The organism is Halanaerobium polyolivorans, from assembly GCF_020711195.1.
GTDB lineage: Bacteria > Bacillota > Halanaerobiia > Halanaerobiales > Halanaerobiaceae > Halanaerobium > Halanaerobium polyolivorans.
The window spans coordinates 1-20,073 of record NZ_JAJFAT010000015.1 but is presented as its reverse complement, the minus strand read 5'-3'; the positions used below and the strand labels follow the sequence as shown (position 1 = coordinate 20,073).

At 30.9% G+C, this 20,073-nt stretch carries 16 protein-coding genes and 1 pseudogene; 3 read left to right on the top strand and 14 right to left on the bottom strand.

The window, feature by feature from the left end; translation table 11 throughout:
- Positions 1 to 152: 152 nt before the first annotated feature.
- From LJ207_RS10120 to LJ207_RS10110, 3 genes are all read right to left on the bottom strand, one after another.
- Positions 153 to 983: a phosphoenolpyruvate hydrolase family protein gene (locus tag LJ207_RS10120; protein ID WP_229346383.1), complete on the bottom strand. Its 831-nt coding sequence runs from the start codon at positions 981 to 983 to the stop codon at positions 153 to 155.
- A gap of 16 nt (positions 984 to 999) precedes the next feature.
- Positions 1,000 to 2,214: a Tm-1-like ATP-binding domain-containing protein gene (locus LJ207_RS10115; protein ID WP_229346382.1), complete on the bottom strand. Its 1,215-nt coding sequence runs from the start codon at positions 2,212 to 2,214 to the stop codon at positions 1,000 to 1,002.
- A 252-nt stretch (positions 2,215 to 2,466) separates the two neighbouring features.
- Positions 2,467 to 4,281 (bottom strand): phosphoenolpyruvate hydrolase family protein, encoded by a 1,815-nt coding sequence (locus LJ207_RS10110; RefSeq protein WP_229346381.1) that lies wholly within the window; start codon positions 4,279 to 4,281, stop codon positions 2,467 to 2,469.
- 208 nt (positions 4,282 to 4,489) lie between these two features.
- Between LJ207_RS10110 and LJ207_RS10105 the strand changes: the two genes are divergently transcribed.
- The 3 genes from LJ207_RS10105 to LJ207_RS10095 all read left to right on the top strand — a co-directional run bounded on the left by LJ207_RS10105 (position 4,490) and on the right by LJ207_RS10095 (position 8,512).
- Positions 4,490 to 6,196 (top strand): LytS/YhcK type 5TM receptor domain-containing protein, encoded by a 1,707-nt coding sequence (locus tag LJ207_RS10105; protein WP_229346380.1) that lies wholly within the window; start codon positions 4,490 to 4,492, stop codon positions 6,194 to 6,196.
- A complete protein-coding gene (locus LJ207_RS10100; RefSeq protein WP_229346379.1) occupies positions 6,193 to 6,963 on the top strand; it encodes a LytR/AlgR family response regulator transcription factor in 771 nt (256 codons plus the stop codon). The genes LJ207_RS10105 and LJ207_RS10100 overlap by 4 nt, the downstream gene beginning before the upstream one ends.
- 106 nt (positions 6,964 to 7,069) lie before the next feature.
- Positions 7,070 to 8,512 (top strand): carbon starvation CstA family protein, encoded by a 1,443-nt coding sequence (locus LJ207_RS10095; RefSeq protein ID WP_229346378.1) that lies wholly within the window; start codon positions 7,070 to 7,072, stop codon positions 8,510 to 8,512.
- Between the two features lie 148 nt (positions 8,513 to 8,660).
- On the opposite strand, the gene LJ207_RS10090 is transcribed toward LJ207_RS10095, so the two are convergent.
- From LJ207_RS10090 to LJ207_RS10040, 11 genes and pseudogenes are all read right to left on the bottom strand, one after another.
- Positions 8,661 to 9,119, bottom strand: a complete 459-nt coding sequence (locus tag LJ207_RS10090) for a coiled-coil domain-containing protein (RefSeq protein ID WP_229346377.1) — start codon at positions 9,117 to 9,119, stop codon at positions 8,661 to 8,663.
- A 139-nt stretch (positions 9,120 to 9,258) separates the two neighbouring features.
- Positions 9,259 to 10,335, bottom strand: a complete 1,077-nt coding sequence (locus tag LJ207_RS10085; RefSeq protein WP_229346376.1) for a mannose-1-phosphate guanylyltransferase — start codon at positions 10,333 to 10,335, stop codon at positions 9,259 to 9,261.
- Between the two features lie 338 nt (positions 10,336 to 10,673).
- On the bottom strand, positions 10,674 to 11,570 hold the full coding sequence (locus tag LJ207_RS10080; RefSeq protein ID WP_229346375.1) for a nucleotidyl transferase AbiEii/AbiGii toxin family protein: 897 nt from the start codon (positions 11,568 to 11,570) through the stop codon (positions 10,674 to 10,676).
- A complete protein-coding gene (locus LJ207_RS10075) occupies positions 11,570 to 12,163 on the bottom strand; it encodes a type IV toxin-antitoxin system AbiEi family antitoxin domain-containing protein (protein WP_229346374.1) in 594 nt (197 codons plus the stop codon). Before LJ207_RS10075 ends, LJ207_RS10080 begins: the two co-directional genes overlap by 1 nt.
- Before the next feature lie 334 nt (positions 12,164 to 12,497).
- Complete coding sequence (locus tag LJ207_RS10070; protein ID WP_229346373.1) at positions 12,498 to 13,412, bottom strand: SDR family oxidoreductase; 915 nt, start codon at positions 13,410 to 13,412, stop codon at positions 12,498 to 12,500.
- A gap of 32 nt (positions 13,413 to 13,444) precedes the next feature.
- The gene (locus tag LJ207_RS10065; protein WP_229346372.1) at positions 13,445 to 14,818 is read right to left on the bottom strand and encodes a sugar transferase; all 1,374 of its coding nucleotides are present in this window, start codon (positions 14,816 to 14,818) and stop codon (positions 13,445 to 13,447) included.
- A 64-nt stretch (positions 14,819 to 14,882) separates the two neighbouring features.
- Positions 14,883 to 15,827 carry an NAD-dependent epimerase/dehydratase family protein gene (locus LJ207_RS10060; protein ID WP_229346371.1) on the bottom strand — a complete coding sequence of 315 codons (945 nt, stop codon included), beginning with the start codon at positions 15,825 to 15,827 and terminating at the stop codon, positions 14,883 to 14,885.
- Positions 15,828 to 15,886: 59 nt separating this feature from the next.
- Positions 15,887 to 16,993 (bottom strand): glycosyltransferase family 4 protein, encoded by a 1,107-nt coding sequence (locus tag LJ207_RS10055; protein ID WP_229346370.1) that lies wholly within the window; start codon positions 16,991 to 16,993, stop codon positions 15,887 to 15,889.
- Between the two features lie 25 nt (positions 16,994 to 17,018).
- Complete coding sequence (locus LJ207_RS10050) at positions 17,019 to 18,191, bottom strand: glycosyltransferase (protein WP_229346369.1); 1,173 nt, start codon at positions 18,189 to 18,191, stop codon at positions 17,019 to 17,021.
- A gap of 1 nt (position 18,192) precedes the next feature.
- On the bottom strand, positions 18,193 to 18,738 hold the full coding sequence (locus LJ207_RS10045) for a hypothetical protein (RefSeq protein ID WP_229346368.1): 546 nt from the start codon (positions 18,736 to 18,738) through the stop codon (positions 18,193 to 18,195).
- 247 nt (positions 18,739 to 18,985) lie between these two features.
- Positions 18,986 to 20,073, bottom strand: a pseudogene (locus LJ207_RS10040) (IS3 family transposase); the annotation flags it as partial.

Here is a 20,073-nt window from a genome sequence, read left to right as displayed (position 1 = left end):
ATAGTAATCGCCCCCTTAGAAAATATCAATTATCAAAAAACTTATACTTTAATTATAATTAATAAATCAATTAACAACAACTAAAAAGACCTTCTAATTAAAGAAGGCCTTCTCAGATCATTTTCATAAATATTTAATTTTGACTTCTATTTTTATTTTATTTTAATATTTTTAAAATCTTCGGTCTGCTTTTTAATTGCTTTTTCAGTTGGTAGTCTTTCTATACTAGAAGCACCAAAGAAACCTATTACATTTTCTGTGTTTTCAAGTACATATTTAGCATCCTCTGGCATTGCAATTGGTCCCCCATGACAGATTACCATCACATCTGGATTAACTTTTTTACCAGCATCTGCAATTCTTTGAACTTTTTTAGCGCTTTCTTCTAAGGTTAATGCTGTTTCCGCACCAATACTACCACTAGTTGTAAGCCCCATATGAGCAACCAAAACATCTGCTCCTGCTTCAGCCATCGCTTCTGCATCTTCTTCACTAAAAACATAGGGAGCAGTGAACATATCTAGCTGATGTGCTTTTCTAATCATTTCTACTTCCAGATCATAGCCCATACCTGTTTCTTCTAAATTTTGTCTAAAGACTCCATCAATTAAACCAACAGTAGGAAAGTTCTGGACTCCAGAAAACCCTATTTGCTTAAGCTGAGCTAGGAATTTATCCATTAATCTAAAAGGATCTGTACCACAGACACCTGCTAAAACAGGAGTTTCTTTTGCTACTGGCAAAACTTCATCTGCCATTTCAACAACAATTCCGTTGGCATCTCCATAAGGAAGCAGACCAGCTAATGATCCTCTTCCTGCCATTCTATAGCGGCCTGAATTATAGATGATGATTAAATCTACTCCACCCTGTTGAGCGAATTTAGCAGAAATACCTGTACCAGCTCCTGCTCCAACAACACTATTTCCTTTTTCAACTTCAGCCAATAATTTTTCTCTAACTTCTTGACGAGTAAAAGCCATTTTTTATCTTCCCCCTTTAATTATTTTCTATCAGTTCAATTAATTTTTTAGCAATAGTTAAAGCAAATTCTTCGTCATTTATATGCAGATCTTTTTCGATTAACTCAACCTTATTTTGCTCAATTTTTTCTCTTAAAGTATTGAAGAGAACTTCATCTTCTTCTGGGCCATAAAAAGCTTGTCCTTCTGCATCGATCATTGAAACACCTTTTAAAGGCAGCACAAGTGCTGTTTTAGCTTTACTTTGATTGAGCTTTTTGGCCATAATCTCAGCTAATTCTTTGTTTTCTTCTAGATTGGTTCTCATCAGGGTCACTGTTGGATTATGTTTATATAGATTCCTATTCTGGAATTTTTCTGGCACTGAATCAATAGGACCAAAGTTAACCATATCCAAAGCACCAGTAGAAACTACCTGAGGAACAGCATTTTTTGCAGCAGCTTCTAGACGGTCAGGTCCTGCAGAAAGTACTCCTCCTACCAGTTCATCACAGAGTTCTGTTGTGGTAAGGTCTAAAACACCAGCTATAAAACCCTCTTCTATTAAATTTTCCATTGCCCTTCCACCTGTACCTGTTGCATGAAAGACAAGAACCTCGTAGCCTTTTTCTTCTAAATATTTTCTGGCCTTTTCTACACAGGGAGTTGTTACACCAAACATTGTTGCAGCAATTAAAGGTCTTTTTTCTTTAGGCTCTGGCTTTGTACCTTTAACCATCCCAGCAACTGCAAATGCAGCATTTGATAATATATTGGCTGATAAGCTATTAACTCCTAGAATATCTACAACTGAATACATCATTGTTATATCTTTGGTGCCTACATATGGTCTTGTATCTCCAGAAGCAAGGGTAGAAACCATCACCTTGGGAATACCAACCGGAAGTTTTTTCATTGCAGTAGTTCCTATTGTAGTTCCTGCTGAACCTCCTAAAGATATTATGCCAGCAATTTCTCCAGCTTCATATAATTCTTCTACAACTTTTGCTGCACCATTAGACATTACTTCCATCGAATGACCTCGATCAGACTTTTCAATTAAATTGTCTATTGAGTCTCCACCTGCTTTAGCAACCATATCTTTTTTTATCTCAGCTTCAAAATAAGGTTCACCCATAACTCCAGCATCAATAACTATCGTTTCTAATCCTTCACCTTCGATTATCTCTTTGACATAAAGAAATTCTTCACCTTTTGTATCAAGGGTTCCAAGAACAGCTACTTTAGACAAAAAACCACCCCTTTAGTTATTATTTATTAAAAATATTGTCTTCACTAATATATAATTGCATTTTCTATGCCAAAGCAGCTGAAAAGCCAAAATATATTAAATATTGTTTATTTTTTGATAATTTTAATGCTATTAAGCCTTTTCAAACAAAACTTTTTTTATTTAAAATTAAAAATGAGTAAAATATTACCCAAATAGCAGTTCTTAAATGCTTCAAAACAAGCCTTTGTGTAATAGATTACCCATAATTGTTTAATTATTTAAATCATATTTTTTTATCTTATTATAGAGAGTTTTTCTGCTGATCCCTAAATTTTCTGCAGTTTCAGTCTGATTCCAGTTCTGTTCTTCTAAAGCATTAAGTATTATCTGTTTTTCAAAGGTTGCTAAATGAGCAGCTAAGTCTTCATTTTGCTGGACTGAATTATAATAATCATGCTGATCTGTAAACTTTTTAAAGTATTGAGGTAGATTTTCTAGTTTAATTATTTCATCTTCAGAGAGTATTGCTGCTCTTTCTATGGTGTTTTTTAGTTCCCTTACATTACCAGGCCAATCATATTCCATTAATACATCAAAAACTGCTGGTTCAATTTTTAATATTTTGATATCAAATTTCTCTTTTATCTGCTTAATAAAACTGTTGACAAGTAGTGGGATATCTTCTTTGTGTTTACGCAGTGGTGGAGTATTAATCGAGACAACATTTAAACGGTAAAATAGATCTTCTCTAAATTTCCCTTCTGCTACTGCCTGGCGGAGATCTTTATTTGTGGCTGAAATAACTCTTACATCTACCTTGATTGTTTTGTTGCTGCCAACCCTTTCGAATTCATTTTCCTGCAGTACTCTTAAAAGTTTAGCCTGCAGATTTATATCTATTTCTCCGACCTCATCTAAAAAGAGGGTTCCTTTATCTGCTAACTCAAACTTACCTATTCTCTGTTTTGCTGCTCCAGTAAATGAGCCTTTTTCATGACCAAAAAGTTCACTTTCTAAAAGTTTTTCGGGTATTGTTGCACAATTTATTTTAACAAAGGCTTTCTTTGCTCTCTGGCTGCTGTAATGAATGGCCCTGGTGACTAATTCTTTTCCTGTACCACTTTCTCCAGAAACTAAAACATTAACATTCTTATTGGCAACCTTGTCTATCAATTCATACATCTGCTGCATTATCAAGCTGTGGCCGACAAGGTTATCAAAACTCTTTTTCTTGTTTAATTCTTCTTTCAATTTTATATTTTCTTTATGTAATTTGTAAAAATTCTTAAAGCTGCTGACAGTATCTTTAATAGAACTTTCTACTGGAATCCTCTCAAATGTTGAACCACCAATATAGCCTAAGGTATCTGTCTCTTTATAAAATTCATTAGCTTTTAGAGGATCTTTTATATCTCCTCCTCCATAAATCATATGCAGTATATCGGGATTTATTTTTTCTACAGTAGAGAAAATTTCTTTAACTAATTTAATATTTTCTGAAATGTCTTCTCTATTTTTAATTCCTTTTTCTCCCCCTGCAGTCCAGCCGAGGTGAGCACAGACCATATCCACTTCTGCTTCTGCCATAGCCTTTGCCTGTTCCTTGTTAAACACAAAAGCAATTGTATAAAGACCTCTTGTCACTGCTTTCCGCATAAATTCTACTTCCCTTTGGAAACCAAGTCCATTTGCTTCAAGTGCCTTTCTATAATTGCCATCAATTAAAGCAACAGTTGGGAAATTATTGACTCCATCAAAACCAGCTTCTTCAATTTTTGTTAGTAAAACATCATCAGCTTTGGTAATATCTGCTGCAAAAGCACCAAAAACTACAGGAGTATTTTTCACTCTCGGTAAAATTTCTTTTTGAGCAAATTCTAAATTCATATCATTGCTGTTAGCAAAGGGAAGCATACATCCCATAGATGAAACACCTGCATTTCTAAATTTGCCGGCACTAAGAGCAAGTATGAAATCTGCTCCACCTTCAGCTACCTGTTTAGCAGACAATCCACTACCTACGGCAACACCAATAACAGGATTATTATCTTTAATACTTTTAGCAATCTGAGCTTTAATATCCATTTTATATGACTCCTTATTAAGATCTGATTAACTTTAAGTAAATACTTTCTTTTAAACTCATTATATAGCTAATTTGAGTTGAGAACAAATTTAATTTTATTGGAGATTTTCTCAGAAAACTTTATTAAAATAAAAATCTGTTATATAATGAAATGCAATAGCAAGTTTTGGAATTTATTTTAAATTTATATAATAAAGGGGTAGAAAGATGTTTAACAATAGAATTTTAGAATTATTATTTGATTTGTTCAGAAGTATGAGTGTCATAGTGACATTTGCCTATATTTTGAGCAGAATTAATGGGATCAAATATATTTTCAACAGAAATTTTAATAAATATGAAAAAGTTTTTTTATATGTTTTTTTCGCAATATTAAGTATTTTAGGCACCTATATGGGTATTTTTATCATGGATGCTTATGCTAATATAAGAGGTATTGGAGCTTTAGTAGGTGGATTAGTTGGTGGACCAATAATTGGTATTGCTGCAGGTCTAACTGGTGGTCTTCATCGCTTTTCACTTGGCGGCTTTACAGCTTTAGCCTGTGCAGTTGGAACTACTTTAACAGGATTAATTGGTGGCTATTATCACAAAAAATTTTTAAAAGGTCAAATAAAATTTAAAGAAGGTTTTATAATTGGCAGTTTTGCCTTAGTTCTAGAAATGATTATTGTCTTAATTTTTAGCAGACCATTTGCCCTTGCTGTAGATTTGGTTCGAGTTATCGCTATCCCGATGATACTCAGCAATGCTTTTGGTATTGCTATTTTCATCAGTATTTTAAATAAGGTTAAAGAAGAACACCAAAAAATAAAGGCTGTTCAGGCTGAAAAGGTATTATCTATTGCAGATCGTTCACTCCCTATAATCCAAAGTGGTCTTGATTCAAAATCAGCTGCTAAGATCATCGAGATGATCAAAGAAGAAAGTTCTGCTGATGCAGTAGCTATGACAGATAAAAAAGAGGTTCTTGCTTTTGTTGGTAGTGGTTCTGATCATCATTTTAAAGGTGAAGATATCAAAACTGAAGCCAGCAAAAAAGCTCTTAGAGAAGAAAAAACGGTCATAATTGATAAAAAAAGTAATATCAATTGTAATCATCATGACTGTCCTTTGAGCAATGCTGTAGTTACCCCTTTAAAAATAGAAAATAGTGTTTATGGTTTGTTAAAATTATATAGAAATGAGAAAAAAATATCTGTTTTAGATATAAAAATGGCTGAAGGTATTGCTAATTTGCTGGCCACACAAATCAAACTGCTTCGATTATCTAAGCAGGCAGAACTAAAAAGTGAAGCAGAACTTAAAGCACTTCATGCTCAAATCAATCCCCACTTTCTATTCAACTCTTTAAATACAATCTCTGTCTTATGTAGAAATCAACCTGACCAAGCCAGAAAACTTTTAATTAAATTAGCTGGAATTTTCCGCAGAACTTTAAATCGTGACATTTATCAAATTACACTAAAAAAAGAAATTGATTTTTCCAAAGATTATTTAAGTATAGAAAAAGCAAGACTTGAACAAAAACTTGCAATAGAATGGAATATTGAAGAGGAACTATTAAACTGTCAAATCCCACCCTTTATAATTCAAACTCTAATAGAAAATTCAGTTCAACATGGTATTTATCCACTTAAAAAAGATGGGGAAATAAAGATCTCAATTAAAAAAGAAAAGGGTTTTTTAGAAATTAGAGTTGTTGATAATGGTATTGGAGCTTCAACTGAAGATATAGATAATATTTTTAAGATTGATAATGATTCAATTGGCTTAAAAAATATCAAAGATAGACTGCAGTTCACTTATGGAAATAGTGCAGAACTAAAAGTAAGCTCAAATTCTGATTATGGTTTTCAGAATATAATTAAGATACCTTTAGAATCTCTATATGAAAGGAGAAAAGCAAATTGAAAATCAAGACAATGATTGTCGAAGATGAAAAACCAGCTCGAGCTGAGCTGAAATACTTGTTAAAACAAGAAGATGACTTCGAACTTCTATTTGAAGCTGCTGATGGAGATAAAGCTTTAGAAATTATTGCAGAAAATGACTTAGACCTGATAATACTTGATATTCAATTACCGGGAAAAACAGGAATGGAAATAGCTAATCACCTACAAAAACAAGCTGAGCAGCCTTATATAATATTTACAACAGCCTTTGATGAACATGCTGTGGAAGCTTTCAAATTAGCTGCAGTTGATTATCTGCTCAAACCATTTTCTGAACTTAGATTAAAAAAGAGTCTGCAAAAAGCTAAAAAGAGAATATTAAATTCTACTAGTTATGAAAAACAAATGCAAAATGTTATAAATATGATTGAGGCAAAAGATAGAAAAAAACAAGTAAAGAAAATTGCAGTAATAGATGGTGACTGTTTTTTGATGCTTAACTTCCAAGATATTTACTTTTTTTCTACCAAAGATAAGAAAGTTTGGGCTCAGTGTTACAAAAAATCTTATCTGACACAGTTCCAGCTTAAAGGATTAGAGGAAATACTACCTGATAATTTTTATAGAATTCATAAAAGTTATATTATTAATCTGCAAAATATTAAAGCTGTAATCCCCTGGTTTAAAGGAAAATATCAGATTAGGATGGAAAACTATTCAGAGACTGAAATACCAGTAAGCCGAAGTCGAGTTGATGATATTAACAAGCTTTTAAATCTCAAATAATGCATTTCAGTATCGTATTTTAACTATTCAGTTAATATCTCTTTGCAAATATCCTTATAAGTATATAATTATATATGAAATAAAACTTATGAGGAGGAATTTATTTATGCTCTCTTTTCTTAGTTCTTTGGCTGTTTTAATTTTGGGCTATTTCATTTACGGGACTGTTGTGGACAAAATTTTCGGTTCTGAAATACAGAGGGAAACCCCAGCGATTTCACAAGCAGATGGGGTAGATTATGTTGCAATGGATTGGAAAAAAGCTTTTTTAATTCAATTTTTAAATATTGCTGGTTTAGGACCAATTTTTGGCGCAATTGCTGGTGCTCTTTGGGGTCCAAGTGCTTTTATATGGATCGTACTTGGAACAATTTTTGCTGGTGGGGTCCATGATTATTTATCTGGGATGCTCTCTATTCGTTCTAATGGAGCTTCTATAGCTGAAATCATTGGAAATAATTTAGGGAATAAGATCAGGCAAATAATGAGGATCTTTAGTATTGTTCTTTTGATATTAGTTGGTACAGTATTCATGACAGGTCCAGCACTTTTACTAGCTAATTTAACACCTGATTTTTTAGGAGTTAACAGCTGGTTGATAATTATTTTAGGCTATTATTTTGTTGCCACCTTCTTGCCGGTAGACAAAATAATTGGTAAGTTGTACCCTGTTTTTGGGCTAACACTTTTGATTATGGCTTTAGGAGTTGGCGGTGGATTAATTATAGGTAATTATGATATACCTAATATAGCTTTAAACAACCTTCATCCAGAATCACTGCCAATTTGGCCTTTGATGTTTGTGACTATTGCCTGTGGAGCAATAAGTGGATTCCACTCTACTCAATCTCCAATTATGGCTCGTTGTACAACAAATGAAAAAGAGGGAAGAAGAATTTTCTATGGAGCTATGGTAGCCGAAGGAATAGTGGCTCTTATTTGGGCAGCTGCAGCTATGACATTTTTCCAAGGTACTGGTGGACTAGGTACTGCTTTAGTTGAATTTGGTGGACCAGCTGGAGTCGTACATGAAATAACAGGTACTATGATGGGTGTAATCGGTGGATTACTCGCAATGCTAGGAGTTGTAGCAGCACCAATTACTTCTGGTGATACTGCATTTAGAAGTGTTAGACTTGCACTTTCTGATATCTTTTCTTTAGATCAAAAACCAATTAAAAATCGATTAATGTTGGCAATTCCAATTTTCATTATTGGTGGAAGTTTATCGCAAATAAATTTTGATGTTCTCTGGCGTTATTTTGCCTGGTCAAATCAAACTATGGCGATGGTCGTTCTATGGGCAGGTGCTGTATGGCTTGCTAAAAATGATAAGAATCACTGGATTGCCTCCATTCCAGCTTTCTTCATGACAGGAGTTTCAGCTACATATATTCTCTATGCTCCAGAAGGATTTCAACTAGCATACAATATCTCTGTTCCAATTGGTATTTTAACTGCAGTATCAACAATGTTAATATTTTTATACAAAATATCAAAAACTGATTTTATAGAAAATATGCAGCCTGAACAAAAAGAAGCAGTTTAAAAAAAAAGCTGAAAAAAGTTTATAAGGAAATATTCAAGAGCCTCTGCAGTATTGAGAGGCTCTTAATCTATTTATTAATTATATTAAGGCAACACATAAGTTAGTTTCAAGAACTGCCTAGATATTTTAATATGTTCTGAAAGCTAAATTATATGCTGTTGATATTTTCATTTGTGTTTTTTTCATCAAAATTAATTTGTTTATCAATTTTTTCACTTAATTTAGCTTGGTTTAAGCTGAGGCGAACAGCCTGACTGTGAATCGTTTCAATATTAGATTTTAAGACAACAAATTGATCGCTGTGATTACCCAGTGTCTTTTTAATATTATAAAGTTCAATACTTTGTTCTTCAAGTATACTTTCAAGTTTATCAAAACGGCCATCTGTATTTTGTTCCATCTTATCAAAGCGGTTATCCATCTTGTTAAATCGTTCATCTGTATTTTGTTCCAGCTTATCAAAGCGGTTATCCATCTTGTCAAAGCGTGCATCCATCTTGTCAAAGCGGTTATCCATCTTGTCAAAGCGTGCATCAATTTTATCAAAGTGTGTATCAATCTTATCAAAGTTTTCCGTAATTTTCTCTAATATTTCAAGTTCTGACATCTGTTTCACCTGCCTTCCTCCGTATTCTCCATATACGAATATTATATATCATATTGTTGTGAATTATCAAGTAATATTTTCCATATTTTTATTAAATACGATTTTTTTAAGATAAATAAGCAGTTTTCAGATATAATATCTAGAGATAATCATCTAATCCTTCTTCTGAGAGTATCTCCCTAATTCTTTTTACTTCCTGAGCCCGCTTTTTATCACAGATCAACACTGCATCATCAGTATTTACAATTACTATATTATCAAGCCCGATGGTAGTAATCACCTTATCTGTACTGTGGATAATTGAGTTCTTTGTATCAATTCCATAGTGTTTACCAACAACAACATTCCCCTGCTCATCCACTTTTTTAATTCTCTCTAAAGCTGGCCAGCTGCCGAGATCATCCCAGCCAAAAGAACCTGGGATTACAAAAATATCATCTGCTTTTTCCATAATTCCATAGTCAATAGAAATACTTTCCATCTTCTCAAATTCTTCTTTGATTATTTCTGCCTGCTGCTCAGTATTTAATGCCTCCCTTATTTTTTCTAAGGAAAGATGAAGTTTGGGCAGGTGTTCTTCTATATTGGCAAGAATAGAGTTAAGATTCCAGATAAACATTCCACTGTTCCAGAGATAGCTTCCATCTTTTAGAAACTCAGCAGCTGTATCTAAATCTGGTTTTTCAGTAAAGTTTTCTACCTTGAAGACACTGTCACCATCAATTGTATGTAATTTATCACCAAAATGAATATAACCGTAACCTGTTTCCGGATGGGTAGGCTCGATTCCAATTGTAACTAAATTTTCACCTGTAGCTGCTGTCATAATTGCTTTTTTGAGAATATCTAAAAAATTATTTTGATCTTTGATCAAATGATCTGCAGGCAAAACAAGCATTGTTGAACCCGGATACTTTTCTTCTATAATAACTGAAGAAAGACCGATCGAAGGAGCTGTATTTCTCTTTAACGGTTCAATAATTATATTATCTTCCGGTATTTCTGCCAGCTGATCTTTAATTGCCTGTTGGTAGCTGTCATTAGTGGCAATAAATATCTGTTCATAGGGAACCAGCTGAGCAATTCGTTCTACTGTCTGCTGCAGCATTGTTTTCTGTTCATCATTTAATTTTAAAAACTGTTTTGGATTATCTTTTCTACTTAAAGGCCAGAATCTTGTGCCTTCTCCTCCGGCCATAATTAATGCTGTTATCATAAGTATCACTCCAGTTGAATTGTCTATTTAAATTATACTTTATCAGAGCAGTTTGTTCAATAGAAATAAGGATATTAATAATATTTTTACAATTTTTGTTTAAAATTTATTTGTTTGGTAATTAGATAATGTTTGGTGGGGTTTCCCTTGCTTCTTATACACTTTTTTATAGGCTTTTAAATTCAAAAGCCTATTTTAAAATGTATAATTACTAAAAAATCATTTCTAAAAATTATATAATATACTCTTATTGTATTAATTTTCTGCTTATTTGCTATATAAATTTTAGATTTAAAGAAACTAAACACCTTCTAACCTTTACTATAATCCAAATAGTATCAAATATATTTTCTTTTTTCATGACTCCAGGTTAAATTAAGGTTACTGCCATTAAATATAGCTTTATATGGAGGATTTAATAAAGAAATTAATGTTTCAATAACTTGATTAATTTCAATTTTAGATTTTAATACTTTTTTACAAAAATTATTCCATCTGCTGATAATCATCTCATCTTGAGCCAGTCTATTAATTTCGTCAATAGAGTTAATATCAATATTAGTTGATCTATTATTAAGAGTATTAGATAAAGCCTTTTTAACATCTATAAATTCAAAATCATATTTTAATGCTAGTGAATATATATCATAAAAATCTTTCATTCTGCTTGTAGTCTCCATCCTACTAATTATGGCATCCAACTTTTCTGCTATTACAGATTCAATACTATAAACATAAATTTCTGGTTTTTGAAAATCAGATAGCAGAACTGGCAACTTCATTTTTCTTTCCGGTGGCTCAACTGTATCTCCTGTGCCAAAGTCAAGATGTATATAAGTTTTTGTGTTCTTTATTTTTGAGATTAAATTTACACGTGTACCAGTATATTTTTTTTGCTCATTAATTAATTCAATATCTTTGATTTCAAATTCAATAAAATCATTACCTGTATTTATATCTAAAATATTATTAATTTTCTTTTTGAATTCTTCTCCCTCTGCAGAGATGTTTTTTACTAAATAGTCAGAATCTATTGTAGGACGAGCTTCAAATCTACTTAATGAATATATTAACAAACCGCCTTTCAAAATAAAATTACTTTTATACTCTGATAGAGATATTTTCCTTAATAATTCTTCTTGTGCAAACAATATTAATATCTGCTGAAATGGTATCTTTTTATCTTTAGATTTATTTTTTAACCTTGCAAGTACTGATGCAGCTAGATCTTTCATTATACCCACACCCCTATATATGTCTGCATTTTTTTATAAATATTAAGCTTTTTGGAATATTTAATTAGATTATTTATATTTTTATTTTCATCATTAATATAATTTTGAATGGCATTTTTAAAAACTTCATTATCAAGTTTTTTTTCATATCTTAAAATATCGCAAATTGTTTTATCTATATCATAAATTCTTATTTTATAACCATCATTTTCAATATCATTAATTCCTAATTTAAAAAATTTATCAACAATAAAAAAAGGTTCGATTTCCAAATAATTATTATCAAACTTATTAGGATTTGAATGTTTATCAACTGCAAGCTGCCATTTATTCGGCACCCGGTCAGTATAATTATAATAAAACAGAGCACTTTCAAGAAATATAACAGCATCTGGAAAAAGTTTAACTATAACTGCTTTTTCTTCGGGAACTGAATCAGAAAGAATATAATAACCAAATTTTATTTTTTCTATAATGTTCTCATCTAATAGTTTATTTATCTGCCTGCTGTCAAATCCTAGCTCATTCAATTCAGAAGTCTTAAGAATTCCATTTTCTTTTTGAAAAGCTTTTTTCAGTTTTTTTGTTTCCATTTTAAATGCACCTCTTGGTAGGCTTTGAAATTTAAAAGCCTATCTTTTAATGTAATTATATTATAAATATAGACAAATAACAATTTAATTTTGCTGGTTATTAAACTAAACTGATGCACTAATATGTTGTATATTTAAATTATCGTATTTGTTGTATACTAAAATTACCGGGAATTGCAAAGTAGTATTCCCGGAAGTTGCAAACTATAATTTCCTATTATTGCATTCGAAAAATCTCTAACGCAACTAAGTGAGCATTTTGTTGCATAAAAAAATCCTGCCATCTTTGAAATAGCAGGATTGTTAGGTGATTTTTTTTATTTTTTAATAGCTTTTATCTATTTTTATAATAAGCTAAAGTCTTTTTAAGCCCTGAGCTAAAATCATATTTTGGCTCCCAGCCCAAAGCTTTTTTTGCTTTTGAATTATCCAAAGCAGAATGAAGAATATCTCCTTCTCTAGCTTCTCTATATTCTGCTTCTAATTGATTATCTAAATAAGAATTTAAATGGTTAAGCAATTGATTAACACTATTCCTCTCTGCAGTTGAAATATTAAGCACCTTATTATTAGCCTTAGTTAAGGCAAGTAGATTAGCCTCAACAATATCTTCTACATAAATAAAATCTCTGGTTTGTTTACCATCACCAAAAATTATAGGTTTTTTGTTATCTAGAATTCTATCAACAAAAATAGCAACTACTCCACCTTCCCCTTTGGGATCCTGTCTGGGCCCATAAACATTAGCATATCTTAAGATAGTATAATCAAGCTCATGTAAATGTTGATAAATCCTTAGGTAGTGTTCAGGTGTATATTTGCTTATGCCATATGCAGACATTGGCTTAATTGGGTGTGATTCATCTATCGGCAGGTATTCTGGTTCACCATAAACTGCAGCAGAAGATGCATAAACTATCTTTTTTACATCATTTTCTGCAGCTACTTCTAAAAGATTGATAGTTCCTTTGATATTATTATCAGCATCAAAAGCAGGGTCTTTTAAAGAAAGCTGCACATCTATTTGGGCAGCTTGATGAATAATATGAGTAATATTTTCCTCTTTGATTATCTGATTAACTTTCTCATCTCTTAAATCAATATTATAAAACTTAGCTTTAGGATTAATAAATTCTTTGTGACCGGTTAAAAAATTATCTATTACTACAACCTTGTGCTCTAATTCTATTAATCTATCAACAATATTAGAGCCAATAAAACCTGCTCCACCTGTTACTAATATCTTCATCTAATTTATACCTCCAATACAAAAAGGAGAAATCAAGAAGACTTCTCCCCCATGAACATTACCTTAATTGTATTTAAAATTATTTTAATATCAAAAACAAAAGAAGATTTATTTGCATAAAGCAGATCAAGCCTCAGTTTATCTTCAGCATCAGAGCTGTAATAACCTAAGATTTGAGCTAAGCCAGTAATACCACTTTTAACCCGATGACGATATTCATAATCAGGAATGTTTTCTTCAAAGTCTTCAACAAAATGTGGTCTTTCTGGCCGAGGACCAATAAGACTCATTTCTCCTTTTAAAACATTGATAAATTGAGGAATCTCATCTATTCTAGTTTTGCGTAATATTTTACCTACTTTAGTTATGCGGTTATCATCTTTTGAAGCTAAAACAGGCCCTGTATTTTTTTCTGCATCTTTGACCATAGTTCTAAACTTATATACTTCAAAAATTTTATTGTCTTTACTAACCCTTTTTTGTTTAAAAAATACTGGCCCTTTACTTTCTAATTTAATTAAGATCGCAACCGGTAAAGTAATCGGCAAAGTAATTATTAAAGCAAATAATGAAAAGACAAGATCAAATATTCTTTTTGATAATTGATGAGCAGAACCATTAAGTCTTTTCATCTTGAAAATCGGCAGCTCACCCAGCTGCTCGATATCTGCTCCTGAAAGCATTATTTCATAAAAATCAGGCACAAGATTAGCTTCCCATTCTTCTTCTACTGAATGATAAAACAAATCTTTTTTAAGTTCTTCATTCAATCTGCCTGATATAAATACTAATTCAGGATTGATTTTACTCAATTTTTGCAAAAGATTATCTAAACCTATTGTTAAATTAAAATTACAGTCCATTTTAAAATCTTCTTTTTCTTCTTCAAAACCTTCTTCTGTAAAAACATCAGTTATTATAAAAAAGTTGTCAGCACAGCTGTTAATATTTTTTATAATTTTGGCTGTATCTCCATCTTGACCAATTATTACAACCTTAATAGCCTGGCTAATTTTTTGCTCAATTTTTAAGCTTAGATATCTCCAAGCAATCATAACTAATATCATAACAGGTATTACTATTATAAATACAGAACGTGGAAAAGCATAAGATTCAATAAAATAGGATAAACTAATACTAAAAAGTACAATTAAAAATGTTGCTGGTATAAAAGCATAAAATATATCAGCATAATCTTTTTTCAACTGCTCTGAATAAAGGTTGTAAAGACTAAATAAAATAATTGCAAAAATTGTTATGAATGGAATTTGTCTTGTATATGCTTGAATGTTTTTTGTTGGAAAACCCCCAAAACGAATATAAAAAGCAATGAAAAAAGAGAGATTAACAAATAACATATCTCCAATAATCCTAAATACTTTTAATGCAGATTTCTTCCTCCGCAATTTAATCCCTCCCCCTGCAGTAGATATATCTATATTATATCATAAATGAGCATGAAAAAAACTTTTATAAATATAATTCTTTTAAAAATTCAACTTCACGCTTCAGTCCTTCTTCAAACTCAACCTCAGGTTCATAACCTAACATTTCTTTTGCTTTAGATGTGTCAGCAGAAGTATGTTTTACATCACCTTTAACAACCTTCTGATATTCTCTCTTTGCTTTTTTAGCAATTATATTTTCCATTAAATCTATAGCTTCATTTAAAACTACTCTTTTACCATCTCCACCAATATTAAATATCTCTCCAGCAACATCACTTTCTGCTGCTAGAATGTTAGCTTTAACAATATCATCTACATGAGTAAAGTTTCGAGATTGTTTACCATCACCAAAGATAGTCAATTGTTCACCCTCTAAAATAGCTTTAATAAAAATATGAAAAGCCATATCTGGTCTCTGTCTTTCTCCAAAAACAGTAAAGTATCTTAGAGATACTGTTGGCACATTAAAATTTTTATAATATAAGTAACAAAGATTTTCTCCTGCAAGTTTAGATACCCCATAAGGAGAAACTGGCTGTAATCTATTTGTTTCTTTCATTGGTAATTTATCTGTATCACCATAAACTGAAGATGAAGAAGCATAAACAAATTTTTTAATATTGCTTTCTTTAGCTGCTTCTAATAATCTTTGAGTTCCCATTATATTATTATGAGTATATATCTCAAAATCTTCACCCCAGCTGGATCTAACTCCAGCTTGAGCAGCTTGATGAAATATATAATCTACATCTTTTAATAATTCTTTTAAATCAAGATCATTAATATTTTCTTCTATTAAAGTAAAGTTTTCATGGCCAATAAATGAACTCATGTTATTTTCTTTTAAAGAACGATCATAATAATCCATAAAACAATCTACACCAATTACTTCATGTCCTTTTTTAAGCAATTTTTCTGTTAATGTTGAACCAATAAATCCTGCTGCACCTGTTATTAATGATTTCACTTTTTCAACTCCCTGTTAGTATTACGATTAAAATATTACTTTAATCTTTTGAACATGACTCATTCTAAACCCATCTTTTCAATCATAAACTGATTGACTTTATGAACATCATATTTTTCTAAAGCTATTTTTCTGCTTTTTTGACCCATTTCTTGAATTAAATTTGGCTTTTTTATAAATTTATCCATTGCATTCTTTAATGCTATTATGTCTTTAGGAGGAATTAAAAAACCATTGTGTCCATCAATAACTGTCTCCCTACAACCAGGTGAATCTGTGGTAATAATTGGTTTACCCATAGACATAGCTTCAAGAATAGATCTTGGCACTCCTTCTCTGTAATAAGAGGGTAAAACAAAAACACTTGTGTTTTCTATCGTTGGTCTAACATCTTCTTTAACACCTAAGTAATTAATTGTACCATTATCATGCCATTTATAAATTTCAGTTTCAGTTAATGCCGAAGGATTGGAATGAAAAGGACCTAGCAGTTTAAATTCTATATCATCTTTTTTCTTATTAATTTTTTCAGCTGCTTTAATATATTCTATAATACCTTTAGGTCTAATTAACCTTGCCATCAAGAGAAATGATATTTTATCAGTCTTTGGCTCTGTATTATAATAGTAATCAGTTTTAACACCTGATCCATTAACTAAATATGTGTCTGTATTTATATTGATTATATTATAATCATTGAAAAGTTTTTGGTCATCAGGATTTTGAAAAAATATAGTGTCATTATTTTTTGTCCCAATTTTATATAACTGACTAATAATTTTAGTGGTTAAATTTTTGCTAAGAAAAACTTGCCCTGCACCTGGAATAAGTGAATGGATCTTTTCAACATTACAAAACTTTGCAGCCAGCCCCCCATAAATTACTGGCTTAATTGCATAAGAAAATATAATATCAGGTTTATAATATCTTAACTTTTTATTTATATCATAAATCGTTGCAAGATCTTTTAATGGATTCATTCCTGTGTTATCAAGATTAATCGATTCATATTTGACGCCTAATTGTTCTTCTACTTTATTTCTATAATCTTGTTCCGGAGCCATTGCAATAACATCATATCCATTTTGGGATAAAACTTTTATTAATTCACCACGAAAATTTATTAACGATTCTGCTTCATGAGCTAATATGACAATCCTTGACATTATGACACCTCAGTATTTACTAAATTTAAAGTTCATTTATTATTTCAATAAATCCATTAACGTAATTTTCAATTGAAAACTTATTAACTACATACTCTGATCTTTCATTTTTCGCGTCAATATCACTTTCATTATCAATCAAAAATTTTATTCCTTTAAATAGCTCTTTTTTATTATTATTTTCCATAATATAACCAAATTTACCATTTGTAATAATTTCTGGCACACCACCAACATCATTAGCAACTACTGGAACATCATTAGCTAGTGACTCTACAACAACTCTTGGCAAACCTTCTGCACTTGATGGTAATATTGTGCAATCAAATAATTTATAATGATCAGCAATATTATTAACATACCCCGTCCAAATGATTTTATTTTCTATGCTTAATTCTATAGCTCTATTCTTTAATTTATTATAATATGATTTATAACCATCTGGAACACTTCCCACAAATAACAACTTACTATTTTTAAATTCTGCATTAATTTTATTAAATGCCTCGATTGCAATATGATGACCTTTTCTTGGTGTTATTGAGCCAATAAGTCCTATTATAAGATTATCTTCATTTAAATCATAATTATTATATAAATAATTTATTGAGTTATCACTTATAATTTGTTCAAAATCATACCCCGTATATAAGACTTCATATTTATATCCAAACTTATTTAATAGTTTATTATCAATGCTTTTTCTTACTCCTTTAGAAATACACAATATTTTATTAGAAAACCTAGCAACTATATATGACATAAACCTTGAAATTCTAGATTTATCATCTGAGCTAATAATTCTTTTATACGAAACTACAGGTATTCTATATATCTTTGCAGCTATAAAAGATAATATAAATGATTTATCACAATTTGTATACAACACATCAATTTTATTTTTTCTTAACCAAAATAATAATTTAAAATTATACATTAATATATCTATTATTAATTGCAATTTTTTTATAATATTAAAATCTAAAATTTTACCACCAAAAGTGTTGATTCTATCAGAAGCTTTTAATATTTGAGTTTCTATATTATTATTCTCGCTAAAATTTGTTAGATCTCCGGTTTCTGTAGTTAATAAAATCGTTTTTATTTCAGTAGGTAAATTTTTAATTAATGTCATCATGCTCTTTTGAGCACCATATGCACTTTTATAGCGTGAATCAAAAAAACAAATTTTATTCATATCATTTTACCTCATTTATATCAATTTTAGTGGTTAGTATAAAAGCGATTAATAACCAGAATAAAGTAAACCTTAGATGTTGATGTGTTAAACCATAAAACGCAGTTGGTATTAAATATGAAAATGACTTAAGACCAACTTCTTGAAAAATAAAAATAAAAAATAAAGCTACCATAAAAAAACCTGGTAAGCCATAAGAGAATAATATTACTCCCCAGCCTGAGTGAAATTCTGAACCTAAGGTTACATCAAAATCTCTGCCAGGCCTTTCCCCAGCTCCAAGAAACACATATTCTGGGTGGACAATAAACCTATCATAACCTCTACCAGCCAAATTATCGTCATCACTCTGTCCTACTGTTGATATTCTTCTGTATACCCTGTCAAAAACATTCTGGCTTGGTCCAATATTAAAATAATAAAGGCCAGAAATTAATATAATTAAAATTAGTGCTATTGATATAAAACTCTTTTTATTATCTACAAAGGCAATTATTATTAAAAATAATCCACCTAATATAGCACCCGAAGATAGTGAAATAAGCAATGTAAAAATTCCTGATAAAGCTGTTATTATCTCTTTAAGTCGAGATATTTTAAAATAATTTCTACCAAAAAAGAAAATAGATAATGTCAATAATGAGAAATAGCCTAATTGATTAGGATTATTAAAAAATAATGTCTGTCTAAATACATCCCAGTTTAATACCAAAGGTGCTAAAATCGGTTCAACCCCTTAAATATGGAGAATATGTTTGTTAAGCTCGCTCATTCTTAGTTTCTCATTTTTCTATTTAAGCTAATACTGGTTCAGCAACTATATTTTCTGCTTTAGCCAGGTCATAAAATTTTGCTGGCGGCATATCATTAAGACTGCCATGACGGTATCTGTTATTATAATAATTCATATATTCGCTGACTTTTTTGTAAGCATCTATAAAGCTGTTGAATTCATTGATTGAGTAACAATCTTTTTCTAAAACTGAATGAAATGACTCTATATGAGCATTCATATTAGGAGTTCTAACTGGAATTCTCTGGTGTTCTACTCCTAAACTTTCACAGGTGTCTCCAAATAATTTAGAGACAAATTGTGGTCCGTTATCTGTTCTAATCTTAGGCAAATTCATGCCTTTATACAGCTTTCTTTTATTTAAAGCAGCTTTTAATACTCTGCAGGTATCCTTAGCTTTACAGCTTAGTCCAAGGTGATAATCAATAACTGTCTTATCGAAGACATCAATTACTGACATCTGGAAAAAGAATTGATCTGTTCCAGCTATGTAGCCGTATTTTAGGTCCATCTGCCAGAGTTGATCTGGTTCTGTAATTTCTTCCTGTTTGGCAATCTTTTTAGGGCGAATCTTTTTGATTTTTCTTTGCGGTCTTAATATGTCTAATTCTTTGCACAATCTGTATACTTTTTTCTTGTTAATTTTCAGATTATAGTCTTCTTTTAAGCAGACTGTAAGCTTTCTGTAACCATAGGGAAAGCCATCACCTGCTACCAGTTCCAGGAGCCATTCTTTAATCTGCTCATCAGATATTTTTTCACCTGATTCAGTTAGGGAATAGCCTGGTATAGGTCTTCCTTTAGGATTATTGGAATTGCTGCTGTTAGTGCTTTCACTCTTATTTTTTCTATTTATATTACTGTAATAAGTGGAAGAATTAAGCCCAACAAAGTCTAAAACAATAGAGGTTTTATATCCTTTATTTATCCACTTTGATGCAATCTGAACTTTGAGGGCTATCGGGGGTTTACATTATCTCGTAACTCCCTTAAAATCGCCAGTTCTAATTCTTTTTCTGCTACAATTTTTTTGAGCTTATCATTTTCATCGCTCATTTTATCAAGTCTATTTTCAATCTCTTTCATTTT

Coding starts and splice junctions, on each gene's coding strand:
- LJ207_RS10110 (WP_229346381.1), bottom strand. CDS start 4,281: ATGGATATTAAAGCTCAGATTGCTAAAAGTATTAAAGATAATAATCCT.
- LJ207_RS10085 (WP_229346376.1), bottom strand. CDS start 10,335: ATGATAACAGCATTAATTATGGCCGGAGGAGAAGGCACAAGATTCTGG.
- LJ207_RS10105 (WP_229346380.1), top strand. CDS start 4,490: ATGTTTAACAATAGAATTTTAGAATTATTATTTGATTTGTTCAGAAGT.
- LJ207_RS10080 (WP_229346375.1), bottom strand. CDS start 11,570: ATGAAAGATCTAGCTGCATCAGTACTTGCAAGGTTAAAAAATAAATCT.
- LJ207_RS10120 (WP_229346383.1), bottom strand. CDS start 983: ATGGCTTTTACTCGTCAAGAAGTTAGAGAAAAATTATTGGCTGAAGTT.
- LJ207_RS10095 (WP_229346378.1), top strand. CDS start 7,070: ATGCTCTCTTTTCTTAGTTCTTTGGCTGTTTTAATTTTGGGCTATTTC.
- LJ207_RS10070 (WP_229346373.1), bottom strand. CDS start 13,412: ATGAAGATATTAGTAACAGGTGGAGCAGGTTTTATTGGCTCTAATATT.
- LJ207_RS10090 (WP_229346377.1), bottom strand. CDS start 9,119: ATGTCAGAACTTGAAATATTAGAGAAAATTACGGAAAACTTTGATAAG.
- LJ207_RS10075 (WP_229346374.1), bottom strand. CDS start 12,163: ATGGAAACAAAAAAACTGAAAAAAGCTTTTCAAAAAGAAAATGGAATT.
- LJ207_RS10055 (WP_229346370.1), bottom strand. CDS start 16,993: ATGTCAAGGATTGTCATATTAGCTCATGAAGCAGAATCGTTAATAAAT.
- LJ207_RS10050 (WP_229346369.1), bottom strand. CDS start 18,191: ATGAATAAAATTTGTTTTTTTGATTCACGCTATAAAAGTGCATATGGT.